Here is a 12,680-nt window from a genome sequence, read left to right on the forward strand (position 1 = left end):
TTATTTGATTGTAATCCTGCCGAAACACAAAAAAACCCCGCTCATCAGAGCGGGGTTGATCTATATTATTCAGTGAGTGCTTCCTGAATGGCATTGTTGAAGTCGTCCAGGTCATCCGGTGTACGGCTTGTGATCAGGTTGTCGGACACGATGACCGACTCGTCATGATATATTGCACCTGCGTTTTCCAGGTCTTTTTTGACATTGGACACGCTTGTCAGGTCATACCCTCTGAGCAGGTCTGTATCGACCAGGAACTGAGGACCGTGACAGATTGAGAATGTCGGTTTTTTATTTTCAAGGAAATGTTTGGCGAATTCAGCATTGTCCGGATTCGCACGCAACACATCCGGCGAAAAACCACCCGGTATCAGAATTGCAGCATAATCATCCGGATTGGCATCTTCTACGCTTTTGTCGGCAGTGAAGGAATCGCCGTTCTTGCCGTTCACTTCTTTGCCGTCCGGGGAAATGACTTCAACTTCGTAACCTTTGGCTTCAATCGCCTCTTTAGGGCTGGTGTATTCGATTTCCTCAACATAGTCTGCCATTAGAACTGCTACTTTTTTACTCACGAAACATCTCTCCTTATTATATGATTCATAATTCTGTTTACCCGGATGATTCATAAGGTAAACATAGTGAATTGTCCGGTGAATACATACACATTTAGTGTAAACTTTAAAAATAAAAGTAATTAATGCATTACATGTTTATATGAGTGTTTGATGGGTAAACTTGGAGTGTAATCATATTATAAAGGAGATTTTAACCATGGCAGACAAAAACTTTTTTGACAAAGCAAAAGACAGCGCCTCAGGTGCAGGCGAGAAATGGGACAGCGTCAAGGAAAAAGGCGACAGCGTGATGGATAAGGTCGACCGCAGCGATGATGATAAGAAAGACAAGAAGGATAAAGACAAAGATGACAAGTAGCTTTTCATATACTGCCGTCGGGACGGCCCGGCTGCAGTCCCCCCTTAAATGAAGGAACCGGTGCTGATGTTCAGCACCGGTTCCTATTCGTCATCGACTTCTGAAGCCAGCTCATTGATGGTCTCATCCGCCCGCGTCAAATATTTATCACTGTTGCCCACATGTATGGACAATAATTCATCATGTTTTTCATAATCCTCACTCTGGTAGATCGACTTGAATTCGATCAATGCCAGCGTACGGTTTTCAATGGCCATGGAAATTTCATCAATGACGTCCTGCACTGTACTGATGCTGTTTTCGGCAATCGATTGAGGGACTTCCAGGTCATGCAGATTTTGTTCGAGGGCAGCATACTGTGTATGCAGCCTTTCAATCTGAATCGCAACTTCCTCAATCTGGGCCTCGTTCAGGCTCAACTGCTCATCTTCGATGATATATGCCTGTTCATTCCTGTATCTCTGATAAAGCTGTTTAAAATCATCATTCCAGATATCTGCGACGTCTTCCTGTGCAGCGGAGAGCTCTTGTATGAATGATGCCGATTTGTCAGTCAAGTATCCGGTATCCTTACCCATCACCTGCATCGTTTCAAATTCACCGATCGGAGGCGCAGAGTTTTCCTCATCAATTCTCAATCCTTCCGTACCGTCGTCCAGTGCAAAATGAAGGACTTTCTGCACTTTATGATTATACAGGGCGTTCAGTTCATTGTGCTCCAACTCAGCCTCTTCATCCCCGCTGCAGGCGCCAAGGATGACAGTAAAAACCAGGATTGATAACCATACTATTTTCCGGTTAATCATAATCACTACTCCCATTGGTTAGAGTTTCTAAGTATATGTACATAACGTAATTATTGTAACATACCTGTAATATAAAGAAAATATCTTTATATGAAAAGGTTTTCATTAATTGGAATATTCAGTCCATTATGAAGGTCATGAATTTCATCGGTCCAATTTCTTGACGCCCTCGGTATTGATAAGAGCAGACCGCAGTTCCTGCACATCATGACCGCCTTCCAAGTCCTTTCCTTTCCATATTTCCCCACTCCTGTTTTTTTGAGACGAAGCGCAGCATCCCTTCCAGCCTGAAAAGTATCATCATCGGCCGGTACCAGAATGATTCACTGAGCGACATGGCGATGAGCTTGAGTATACTCTTCGGTCTTGCATTGTTATGCGTCGTCCATGATTCAATCATCAGTGAGAGCGTCGAGAATATCGACCCGTAGACGACGAATGTGAGCAGCAGCAGCGCAGCTATCTCCATATTGAGTGTGCCAGTAAGGAATGCGATGATGATATAGGCATAACCTGCCGCTTCGACCAGTGCCCCGAATGCCTCGAACAGCCAGAAATAGGGCATCGCGATGATCCCGATGCGGCCGTATTTCGGGTTGAGCATCATATATTTATGCCGCCACAGACTCTCGAACAGGCCCTGTGCCCAGCGCCGCCGCTGGCGCCTCAGTACCTTCGCAGACGTCGGTGCCTCCGTCCAGCACACCGGATCCGGGACGAATTCAATGCGCTCATCCCCACCCTTTTCCCGTATCCTGCCGTGGACCTTCACGACCAGTTCCATATCCTCTCCGATTACATCCGCGGAATACCCGCCGACTTCAATGACGATCCGTTTATTGAAGATGCTGAAGGCGCCTGAGACGATCAGCACCATGTTGAAGCGGCTGAAGAAGATCCGGCCGAGCATGAATGCACGAAGGTATTCGACGATCTGCATCAGAACCATCGGATGATTGCCGAGTGCCCGGGTTTCCATCGCACCATAGTGGATATCATTGCCGTTTGCGATGCGGACGTTGCCGCCCGCTGCGACGACTTTGCCGTCGGATGTGATGATCGGCTGCATGACGCGGAGCAGCGAATTCCTATCCAATATCGAATCGCCGTCAATCGAGCAGAAATAAGGGTAACGGGCATAATTGATGCCTGCATTCAGCGCATCGGCCTTACCGCCGTTCTCCTTCTGGAGGAGGAAGACGTTCGGGTGGAGCGTCGACTGATGGACACCCGTCACGCCCGCCGTCTCAAGTGCCGCCTGCGGCGTCCTGTCTGAAGTCTTCATCCTGAAGGCTTCCATGACGACTTCAGACGTCCGGTCCTTCGAACCGTCATCGATGATGATGATCTCGGTTTCCGGATACCTGAGTGTAATCAGCGAGTGCATCGATTCGATGATGCCAAGCTCTTCATTGTATGCAGGCACCAGTATGGAAACGGGCTTCGTGAAGATGTTCATCTGCATCTCATCTTCAAGCGCATCTTGGTCGAGCCTCTTTTCCCGGGCCAAGGTAAAATAAGCCACCACCATCATGAAAATATAGAACACGATTACAAGGAGCATGTAGACGATGATTAAGATTCCTGAAATATCTGTGATGATGCTTGTCATTCCGACACCCCTTCCCTGATGGATCCAGGTTCATACCCCACCGGCGAGCCGACCTCTTTCGAATGAAAATATCTCAATGATCCGGTCGCGGCACTCCGCACGAGCGGATGCCGGTCCGAGGTGCACCGCCTGAGGCCTTCTATGCTTACCTCACCGATGTACGGTGCAAGCCGGCAGACGAGCATGCGCTCCTCCCATACATCCGAATTGAAGAACTGCATCAGGTGCCCAGGCGCCTCGACGATGCGGCGTTCCTGGACCGCTTTCAGCACACGGATCCTGACTTCAGCATCGTCATCCTTAAGCAGTGATTCCAACCATCTGCCTGCACGGAGCGTCGCCGTCCGGGAAACCCTGTCGATATAGGCGTATCTGCCGGAATCCGGCATCACCCTGTAAAGCGACTGAATATTGAATATTTTATCGTCGTCGAGACGTGTGAATATCTTCTTGTAGTCATACTCCGACAAGTCCTTCCCACTCAGGAACTTCGTACGGAAAGCGTTCATATCAAAGTGGGACAAGTAGATGAGATAACGGAAGTATTCAGAGCGGGTCATGCGGGCAAGCCGGCGCCTGCTGTGGAAATCCGCAAAACCCGGCACCTCGAATTCCGATATCCTGTTCAGTGCATTCACCCTGTGTGCCCAAAGCGGAGACTTCAGATCACGTCCGTACCCTTCCGATAAATTCTTCCGGGCATACTCAGAGATGCGCTTTTTTATTTCCGCTGAATAGCCGTTATACAGAAATGTGGAAAAAACCCTTTCGATTGCCATGCGCTTACGGCGCGAGCCGTCATATTCAGGCGCCTCCGCACCATAATACAGATGGGCGAACCACTCATCAAAGTGGGCTTCGATATATCCATCCATTGCCTCCCGGCGCTTCTCCCGGTGAACTGCACGCCAGATTGTCAGGCCGACGAGCAGTGTGAGCAGTAGGGTGAGTGCAAAGATGATCGTCCAGACGATTTCCATGAGCATCATGCGAGATCACCCCGTATTATCCGGCGTCTGATGAGGGCCTGGAAGAGCGCCAGGTTGAATGGCTTGGTGAAATAGTTGTCCACGCCGGCATTGACGGCATAAATCATATCCGCTTCGGTGTTCGCACGTGTCATGAAATAAATGACCCCGGTCCTATCGTATGTGCGGATATGTTTGGCAAGCTCGATGCCGTTCTTCTTCGGCAGCACATCATTGATGATGTATATGGTCCGCCCCGGCGACGGCCGGGCGTCCTCCATGAATTCAAAGCCATCCTTATGGGAATGGATGCGTATATCATGATCCGTTTCAATATCTCCGATAGTACGCAGCAGGACTTTCATGAACAGCTTATCGGATTCGACAATATGGATATTAACTTTTTTTTCAGACAACTTATCACCTCAGATGCTTTAATGTATTGATATTATCATATTACACCTTTATACTTATTTTGTAAGCAGTTGCATGATGATTTCATCAAAACATTTTAGGAGGCGTCCGTCTTGTTCCTGCAGATGTTCACCCTCGTCTGTATCCTGATCGCATTACAGTTTATTTATTATCAGATAAAATGGCGCCTCGGCTTCGCCCTGATGAGCACGACCCGCGAAAAGGTCCTGAGCGGAATCGTCGGCGGATTCATGTCCATCATATTGAGTTTTTACGCGGTCGAGACGCAGTCGGGCATCACTTTCGGCCTCGGCATCACGGCACTGCTGATCTGCCTGGTCTACAGTGGTAGGTTTTCCTTCCTGATCGGGGCCGCCATGTTCGCAGTCTGGATCTATGCCCTCCCTTATCACACGCTCATCTTTCCCATTGAAACCTATATATGGGTCAGCGCACTCTTCATCATCATTGAGACGATGTACAAAGATTCGAAGGTGGAGCTGAAAGGGCTGTCATCACTTGTCGTCCTTTCTTTCTTCTTCTTTCTGCACCTTTACCAGATCAGTTCAGAAATCCCGTATGCCCTGGGCATCACCGCCCTTTATCTCACACTCACAACAGTCAGCCTGCTCACCGGCATCGGCATCATCCGGTATCAGCAGGAATTCGTCAGGCTCCACCGCCGCCTTGCGGCCGAAGCCACCCATGACGGGCTCACCGGGCTGCTGAATCGCCGTTCATTCGAAGAGGCCATCAAACAACTCGACTCTAAAAACGAAGCTGTACTCCTGATGATCGACATCGACCATTTTAAGAAAATCAACGACACATACGGCCATCCCGCCGGCGATGCCGTGCTTGAAGCCACCGCCGACGCACTCAGGGAAGCCTGCAAGGTGAAAGAGACGATCGCCCGCGTCGGCGGAGAGGAGTTCGCCGTCCTGTTGAGGCATCATGATATGGAATCAGCTAAAAAGGCCGCCGAAGACATACGCGCTGCCATAGAAGCCCTGAGCATCGAGCTAGATGAAGAAACCTTGAAAATAACCATATCCATCGGCCTCGCAAGTTATCCGGAGCAGGTAAGATCGCCGGAACAACTGTATAAGCTTGCCGATGAACATCTCTATATCGCGAAGAAACTTGGCCGCAACCAGGTGTGCTGTGAACGAAAAAAGTCCGTGATAGTGGAATGAGGCCCCGTCGCCTCCTCACATGCTAACAAGCTGCACTGACATACATAAACACAATTAACAGCCGTTCGTTTCATCCACGAGTTCCTGTTGGTCGTGGCCTTCCCTTGTTTTACCAATAAAAAAAAGCGCCCGAAGGCGCTTTTCATCTTGATCAATCATGCTGCTCCCTCTCCCCGGCATCCTTCTTCAATATGAGGAAATCGAGTTCTTCCTTGCTCATGCCGTTCATCTTCCTGAACTGCGTGAGGAAGAATACTGCACCGAGCAGGATCCATGCAGCGAGTGCGATGTAGGAAGGTGTGGACAGCGCCGCCGGTGAGCCCGGGAACAGCAGCAGTACCAGGAACACAACCGAAATGATCGCTCCGAGCACCCCGAACACCACATACACCATGTTCTTCTCCGGGCCTTTCCTGAAGAACTTCACCGCGACGAGACTCGTCGCGAGGAACGCGACAGACACGCCGACCGAGGACATGTCCACGATCCAGCTGAGGGCCGTGCGTCCGAGCCATGGTGCGGCGAGCGTCACGATGAGCACGAACCATACCGCAACATGCGGGGTTTTATTTTCAGGATGGATCTTCGCAAAAACTGCCGGTATGAATTTTGCACGTCCAAGTGCGAAGATCAGCCTGGATGAAGATAAATAAAACCCGTTCAATCCCGTGAAGACCCCGAATGATATCGCAAATGCGAGCAATGCCATGCCGATGCCGCCCATCGAAGTCTGTACGACGGAACCAGTCACCCACATCGCCCCGTCGATCGCATTCTGATCCGCAAAGATCCATGAAGTGATCAGGATCATCGCAACATACGTCAGGATTGAAGCAATGATCCCGAAGACGATCAGCTTGAATGTCTTCTCCGCCGGGAATTTGAACTCTTCAGCGGCCTGCGGGATGTTGTCGAACCCGACATACATCCACGGCGCAATCGCGACGATCAGGATGATCGATGTCCATACACCATTCTGTTCATTGAATAACGGCTGTGCATTTTCGAATGAAAAGTCCCCGACGAAGAAGGATGCGGCAAACATGCCCGCAACGACCAGCCCCATGAACAGGCAGAATAAAAACTGCAGATTACCGGAGAGGCCGGACCCTTTGGAAGAGATGTAGGCAAAGACGATCAGGATGACCGTCGATAAGATCACTTCCATGATATAGACATCCCAGCCGGCGATCGTATAGAGATATCCGACTTCGAGCACGTCCGGCAGGACAAACTTGAACAACAGGCTGAAAGCACTCGCGTTCAGTGCAACGATGCATATGTAACCGAGGACGAGAAACCATGAGGCGATGAAGCTCATATATTTTCCGAAGCCGGCATAAGTGAATGCGAATTCCCCGCCGGAAACCGGGTATTTCGCCGTCAGCGCCCCGTATGCCACCGCTATGATCAGCATCAGGAGACCGCCGATGGTGATCCCGAGTGCTGCACCAAGTGTACCTGAAGCATTCAGCCAGTCACCCGGCAGAATGAAAGCCCCCCAGCCGATGGACGAACCGTAGGCCACGGCCCATATGAACCGCTTCGACATCGTGTTGTCGAGCTCCTGCCTTTCTATTCCACTGCTACTGCGCATAATTCCAACTCCCAATATAAAATTTTATAAATCCTTATACCCCACTTACCGCAAAATATAACGCATTCATTGAAAAAACAGCGGGGAAGTTTACACCTTCCGCGCTGTCATGAGCAGATATATGAAGTAAGGTCCGCCGATCAATGCAACGACGATCCCTGCCGGGATGATCAACGGTTCAAGAACGAGTTTACCCAGCAGATCTGAGAGACTGAGCAGCAGCGCCCCGATTGCGAGAGTGCCCAGAAAGACGAATTTCATTTCAACCTTGAACAGGAGGCGCGCAATGTGCGGTGCAATGAGGCCGATGAAACTGATTGCTCCCGCCACACTGACTGCAGCACTCGACAGCATCGCAGCACTGATGATCAGCAGCACTTTTTCATGATTGACCTTCATGCCGAGGGCCCCTAGTGTGTCGTCATTCATATTGAGCATGGACATTTCATTTATCTTCATCCAGGCGAATATGGACACGACAACGATATACGGCAGGATCACAGCAACGAACGCCCATGTATCCCCCCAGATGTTTCCGGCGAGATACTGGTTCAGCATCGTCATCTGGCGGTCATCGAAGCTTGAAGTGAAGACATACAGGAATCCGGTGACCCCCATGGCCATTGCAATGCCGATCAGGATGAAAATATTGCTGTTGAAACGGCCTCGTATGAACGACAGGGCGAACACGGCGAGCACTGTCGCAAGCCCGGAGACAAAACTCATCACCGGCAGTGCATACAAATTATTTGCACCGCCGCTCAAGAACATGAGGAACAGTACGACCCCGAAGCCGCTGCCTGCATTCACCCCGATGATGCCGGGATCGGCCAGCGGATTCCTTGAGACCACCTGCAGCAGAAGCCCGCTCAAGGCGAGCGCCGCCCCGCAGAGTATCGTGATGAGCATGCGCGGCATCCGGAATTCGAAGAACACGAGATTCACATTCGAATCCGCCCGGTTCATCATGATCGACCATAAATCACCGGGGGTGAGGCTGTATGTACCGGTGATCAAAGTCAGCACCATGGCTGCAAGAAGCAACAGGGAAATCACTGTCAACTTGATTGAATTACGCATACTTCCGCCCCCGTGTCCTGATGATGTATATGAAGAACGGCAGTCCGATCATTGCGATGATTGCATTGACCGGTGTTTCATTCAGCACGCGCGCCGCCATGTCGGAAAGCATGAACAACGCGCCGCCGAAAATCCCTGTGTAAAAAATCGTCACCCGGTGCATATAACCCGCAATCATCTTCACGATATGCGGGACCAGCAGTCCGAGGAAGACGACATTGCCGACGATCGCCACACTCATCGAAGCCAGCATGATTGCACATACCAGTGTGAGCACCTGATACACCTTATGGTTCTGTCCGAGGGATGCCGCCATTTCATCGCCGAATAAAAATATATCGAGTTCTTTTGCCAACACATACAGGACGGAGATGATGATGAGGGCGACGGGTGCGATGATCCCAAGCTGCGCAAGCGACACCCCGGCAGCGCCACCGCTCGTGAAGAATGCAAGGTACTGGCCAAGGTTGTTGGTGATCACCAGGAAGTCGGTCATTGCATAGAGGAATAATGAAATGCCAGCGCCTGCGAGTATCAAGTGTATCGGGGACTTGAAGCGGGTGACGAATAAAATGACCACGCCCACCAGGAGACCCCCGGCAAACCCGCCGATGAGCATGCCGGCAAAGGATAACGCCGGCACCAAAAGCGTCGAGATGACGATCGCAAAATTAGCCCCGGCATTGACACCGAGGATGCTCGGTTCACTCAAGTCATTATGCGTCACCGTCTGCATGACGAGGCCTGATATGCTGATCATCAGCCCGGCCAGGAATGCAGCAAGCACCCTCGGCAGACGGATTTCATAAAGGATGGCCGAAGCGCCTTCAGACGCACCGGCGGTGAAGAGGCTCGCCACCACTTCACCGGGTGGATAATGGGCCACACCGAACATCATCGCAACAATGAAGGATAAGAATGTAAAGATGCTCAAAAGCAATACCAGCCATCTGTGCTTCATTTCAGGACTCCCGGCCGTCCACCGTCCGGCAGAACAGTTCGTAATCCGTGAGCACCGGCTTTCCCGTGACCGGGTCTGTGGTGATCTTGCCGTTGATGTTGAACACTTCATTCAAAGTTTCATTCGTGAGCACTTCTGCCGGTGTACCAGTTTTTATGACCCGCCCCTTGTTCATGACCACGATTTCATCGGAATATTTGAGTGCCTGGTTGATGTCGTGCAGTACCATCACAACGGTCTGGTGCGCCTTCTGATTCAATTTACGTATGATGTTCAGCGTCTCCAGCTGGTGATGGATATCAAGATATGTCGTAGGTTCATCCAGCAGGAGCACATCTGCACCCTGGGCAAGCAGCAGGCTGATCCATACCCTCTGTGCCTGGCCGCCGGATAGCTCACTCATCATCCGGTCCCTGAATTCATCCGCTCCGGTCTCGGTGAGTGCCCAGTCGATCATCTTGTGATCTTCGGGTGAGAGCCCGCGGAACCGCTTCAAATATGGATACCGGCTGAATCCCACGAGGTCATGCACTTTCAAGTCATACTGCAGACGGTTTTTCTGGGATAATATGCTGATTTTCTTCGCAAGGTCCTTCGACTTCATCTGCCGGATGTCGAGGTCATTGATATAGACCGAACCATCGCTCGCCCGTATGATGTTCGACACCGCCTTAAGGAGTGTCGATTTTCCGCAGCCGTTCGGTCCGATGATCGTCGTGATCTTCCCGGACATCAACTCGAGGTTGATGTCTTTCAGAATATCTTTCTCATCGATCGTCAGATCCATATTTTCTATCGTCACACTGGTCATGCAATCACCTGCTTAGATTTATTCGGTCAGCGCATCCACGATGATTTCCTTCTGGTGTTCAAGTGAATACGGATCGTTATAGTAGAAAGTCGGCGAATCGAATTCGATGACACGGCCGTTCTTCACCGCATCAAGATTCTCCCAGACGCTTGTCTCACGGTATGCGTTGTCCGCCCCGGAATCACCGGTGCCGACGAACATGAAGTCACCGGCATATTGATCGATCTCTTCAGCTGAAATGTTCTTCCAGCCCGTTTCCACGACGTCTTCCTCTATTGCTTCAGGCACATCGAGTCCGAGCCCCTGATAGACGATCTCCGTGCCGCGGCCCCAGTTCGTACCGTAAACGTAGATGTCCTTTGCGTATTGTTCCACAACACTCGCCGTCACATCCGTGCCGATTTCATCTTCCACGGCAGCTTTATCTTCCGCGAGTGCACTTTCCCACTCATTCACCCACGCCGTCGCAGCTTCCGCATTACCGGTGATTTCACCGAATTCCTCATGGATGTCAAGGTAGTTCCAATTTTCGTATTGTACCGGGATTGTCGGTGCCACCGCTTCATACTTATCCAGGTGTTCGTCCGTCGAAAAGGCGATGATCAGGTCAGGGTCGAGGTTCATGATCTGCTCGATGTTCCCCTCTTCAATCATCTCGACACCTTCAGTGAGCGGTTCCAGCACTTCACTTTCAGTGACGATGGTGTGCGCGCCGACCATATTCGCCTCCAGCTGCTTGAAGTTACCGAAGTAACTCGTCGCCATCACGACGATGCGTTCGGGATCCTCAGGAATTTCGATCGTCTCCCCCGCATCCGTCGTATACTCGCGCATATCCGCCTCATTTTCTGTGGCCTCACCGCTGCCGCATGCTGCAATTACAAGAACCAAAACCATGAGTGTAAATAAAAATCCCCACTTCTTCATATATCTCCGCTTCCTTCACTATTTAATTTGATCTATGTATTATCAATTGATAATCATTCTCAATGTAGTTATAATAAAACATGTTCAATGAAATTACAATACAAAAGGGGAAATATATATGAAAATATATGACACGCTGATCATCGGAGGCGGTCCGGCCGGCCTCTACGCCGCTTTTTACGCCGGACTCCGTGGCATGTCTGTGAAACTCATCGAGCACCATGCGGCGCTCGGTGGAAAACTTAATATATACAGAGAGAAATTCATATGGGATATCGGCGCAGTGCCGGCAGCGACCGGTGGTGAAATCGTCAGCCGGATGATCGAACAAGCCCATACCTTCCACCCGGACGTCTCGACCGGCGTGACCTGCCTTGATGTCGAGAAGGAAGGTGCGACTTTCAAAACCGCGACGACAGCCGGGGATTTTCATTCCAGTTCGGTGATCATCGCGACCGGACTCGGCATTTATTCACCTGTGAAACTGAATATAGAAGGTGCCGACAAATATGAGATGACGAACCTTCATTACACGGTGAAAGATTTGAAATCATTCAAGGGGAAGCACATACTGATATCCGGGGGCGGCAACACGGCCGTCGACTGGGCGCACGACCTGAGTGCGGTCGCCCTTTCCGTCACCCTGGTGTGCAGGAAAAATGAGTTGAAGGGGCATGAGGCCATGGTGGAAAAACTCGCAGAAAAAAATGTTACTGTAATTAAAGGCACCGCCATCGAGGCTTTCATTCCGCACAGTGTGAAAGAAGAAATCCACTATGTGAGGCTTTCCGATGGTACGGTACTCGAAGCGGATGCCGTCGTGATCAACCACGGCTTTGATGCCGACTGTGAATTCATCAGACGGCTCAGTGAAGATATGCGCATGAACGAACATCAGATGATCGAAACGCAAAATACCGTTGAAACCGGCATTCCGGGTTTATATGCCTGCGGCGACCAGATCACCTATGACAATCGTGTCCATCTGATTGCAAGCTGTTTTCCGGAAGCCGCCATGGCCGCAAATTTTGCGAAGCAGTTCATCAGCGGCGGGGAAGCGGCGGAAGCGGCCGTAGTGTCCAGCCATAATGAAGCTTTCGCAATTAAGAATAAAAAAATGATCCAGCATATTTGACCGGATGGATGGCGCTTTTTATTGAAAATCAGTGCTCCTGCGCCCCTTGAGTGTGATGAATGAGCGACAGAGGCGGTCCAGCGCTCACTGAAACTGGCGAATGAGCAACAGACACGCTCTAGCGCTCACTGAGACTGGCGAATGAGCGACAGACACATCCTAGCGCTCACTGAGACTGGCGAATGAGCGACAGACACGCTCTAGCGCTCACTGAGACTGGCGAATGAGCAACAGACA

The 12,680-nt window shown here is 50.6% G+C and carries 13 protein-coding genes; 3 read left to right on the forward strand and 10 right to left on the reverse strand.

Features of this window, described 5'->3' with window-relative positions; all coding sequences use genetic code 11:
* Window positions 1–65 precede the first annotated feature (65 nt).
* Complete coding sequence (locus tag BUA12_RS04235) at window positions 66–575, reverse strand: type 1 glutamine amidotransferase domain-containing protein (protein WP_072708616.1); 510 nt, start codon at window positions 573–575, stop codon at window positions 66–68.
* Between the two features lie 199 nt (window positions 576–774).
* On the opposite strand from BUA12_RS04235, the gene BUA12_RS13020 reads away from it, so the two are divergent.
* Complete coding sequence (locus BUA12_RS13020; RefSeq protein ID WP_178138217.1) at window positions 775–936, forward strand: hypothetical protein; 162 nt, start codon at window positions 775–777, stop codon at window positions 934–936.
* 83 nt (window positions 937–1,019) lie between these two features.
* Here the strand turns inward: BUA12_RS13020 and BUA12_RS04240 are convergent, their stop codons facing one another.
* From BUA12_RS04240 to BUA12_RS04255, 4 genes are all read right to left on the reverse strand, one after another.
* Complete coding sequence (locus BUA12_RS04240) at window positions 1,020–1,742, reverse strand: hypothetical protein (protein ID WP_072708618.1); 723 nt, start codon at window positions 1,740–1,742, stop codon at window positions 1,020–1,022.
* A 205-nt stretch (window positions 1,743–1,947) separates the two neighbouring features.
* Entirely contained in the window at window positions 1,948–3,354 is a 1,407-nt protein-coding gene (locus tag BUA12_RS04245) for a glycosyltransferase family 2 protein (RefSeq protein WP_072708620.1), read from the reverse strand.
* Window positions 3,351–4,343: a HEAT repeat domain-containing protein gene (locus tag BUA12_RS04250; protein ID WP_072708623.1), complete on the reverse strand. Its 993-nt coding sequence runs from the start codon at window positions 4,341–4,343 to the stop codon at window positions 3,351–3,353. Before BUA12_RS04250 ends, BUA12_RS04245 begins: the two co-directional genes overlap by 4 nt.
* Entirely contained in the window at window positions 4,340–4,738 is a 399-nt protein-coding gene (locus BUA12_RS04255) for a response regulator (RefSeq protein WP_072708625.1), read from the reverse strand. The genes BUA12_RS04250 and BUA12_RS04255 overlap by 4 nt, the downstream gene beginning before the upstream one ends.
* Window positions 4,739–4,849: 111 nt before the next feature.
* Here BUA12_RS04255 and BUA12_RS04260 point away from each other — a divergent pair, with 111 nt between their 5' ends.
* Window positions 4,850–5,932 carry a GGDEF domain-containing protein gene (locus tag BUA12_RS04260; protein ID WP_072708627.1) on the forward strand — a complete coding sequence of 361 codons (1,083 nt, stop codon included), beginning with the start codon at window positions 4,850–4,852 and terminating at the stop codon, window positions 5,930–5,932.
* 151 nt (window positions 5,933–6,083) lie between these two features.
* Here BUA12_RS04260 and BUA12_RS04265 read toward each other — a convergent pair whose 3' ends face one another.
* The 5 genes from BUA12_RS04265 to BUA12_RS04285 form a co-directional block, all read right to left on the reverse strand.
* Window positions 6,084–7,532 carry an APC family permease gene (locus tag BUA12_RS04265; RefSeq protein WP_072708924.1) on the reverse strand — a complete coding sequence of 483 codons (1,449 nt, stop codon included), beginning with the start codon at window positions 7,530–7,532 and terminating at the stop codon, window positions 6,084–6,086.
* An 87-nt stretch (window positions 7,533–7,619) separates the two neighbouring features.
* On the reverse strand, window positions 7,620–8,609 hold the full coding sequence (locus tag BUA12_RS04270; protein WP_072708630.1) for a FecCD family ABC transporter permease: 990 nt from the start codon (window positions 8,607–8,609) through the stop codon (window positions 7,620–7,622).
* Window positions 8,602–9,570, reverse strand: a complete 969-nt coding sequence (locus BUA12_RS04275; protein ID WP_072708632.1) for a FecCD family ABC transporter permease — start codon at window positions 9,568–9,570, stop codon at window positions 8,602–8,604. The genes BUA12_RS04270 and BUA12_RS04275 overlap by 8 nt, the downstream gene beginning before the upstream one ends.
* Before the next feature lies 1 nt (window position 9,571).
* Window positions 9,572–10,381 (reverse strand): ABC transporter ATP-binding protein, encoded by an 810-nt coding sequence (locus tag BUA12_RS04280; RefSeq protein WP_072708634.1) that lies wholly within the window; start codon window positions 10,379–10,381, stop codon window positions 9,572–9,574.
* 18 nt (window positions 10,382–10,399) lie between these two features.
* On the reverse strand, window positions 10,400–11,308 hold the full coding sequence (locus BUA12_RS04285) for an ABC transporter substrate-binding protein (protein ID WP_072708637.1): 909 nt from the start codon (window positions 11,306–11,308) through the stop codon (window positions 10,400–10,402).
* A gap of 118 nt (window positions 11,309–11,426) precedes the next feature.
* Between BUA12_RS04285 and BUA12_RS04290 the strand changes: the two genes are divergently transcribed.
* Entirely contained in the window at window positions 11,427–12,443 is a 1,017-nt protein-coding gene (locus tag BUA12_RS04290) for an NAD(P)/FAD-dependent oxidoreductase (protein ID WP_072708639.1), read from the forward strand.
* The last annotated feature ends 237 nt before the right edge of the window (window positions 12,444–12,680 follow it).

The organism is Lacicoccus alkaliphilus DSM 16010 (genome assembly GCF_900142805.1).
Lineage (GTDB): Bacteria > Bacillota > Bacilli > Staphylococcales > Salinicoccaceae > Lacicoccus > Lacicoccus alkaliphilus.

Excerpts from the sequence above, each read along its gene's own strand:
- BUA12_RS04245 (WP_072708620.1), bottom strand. The coding sequence starts at position 3,354 with ATGACAAGCATCATCACAGATATTTCAGGAATCTTAATCATCGTCTAC.
- BUA12_RS04280 (WP_072708634.1), bottom strand. The coding sequence starts at position 10,381 with ATGACCAGTGTGACGATAGAAAATATGGATCTGACGATCGATGAGAAA.
- BUA12_RS04270 (WP_072708630.1), bottom strand. The coding sequence starts at position 8,609 with ATGCGTAATTCAATCAAGTTGACAGTGATTTCCCTGTTGCTTCTTGCA.
- BUA12_RS04285 (WP_072708637.1), bottom strand. The coding sequence starts at position 11,308 with ATGAAGAAGTGGGGATTTTTATTTACACTCATGGTTTTGGTTCTTGTA.
- BUA12_RS04290 (WP_072708639.1), top strand. The coding sequence starts at position 11,427 with ATGAAAATATATGACACGCTGATCATCGGAGGCGGTCCGGCCGGCCTC.
- BUA12_RS04240 (WP_072708618.1), bottom strand. The coding sequence starts at position 1,742 with ATGATTAACCGGAAAATAGTATGGTTATCAATCCTGGTTTTTACTGTC.
- BUA12_RS04275 (WP_072708632.1), bottom strand. The coding sequence starts at position 9,570 with ATGAAGCACAGATGGCTGGTATTGCTTTTGAGCATCTTTACATTCTTA.
- BUA12_RS04250 (WP_072708623.1), bottom strand. The coding sequence starts at position 4,343 with ATGATGCTCATGGAAATCGTCTGGACGATCATCTTTGCACTCACCCTA.
- BUA12_RS13020 (WP_178138217.1), top strand. The coding sequence starts at position 775 with ATGGCAGACAAAAACTTTTTTGACAAAGCAAAAGACAGCGCCTCAGGT.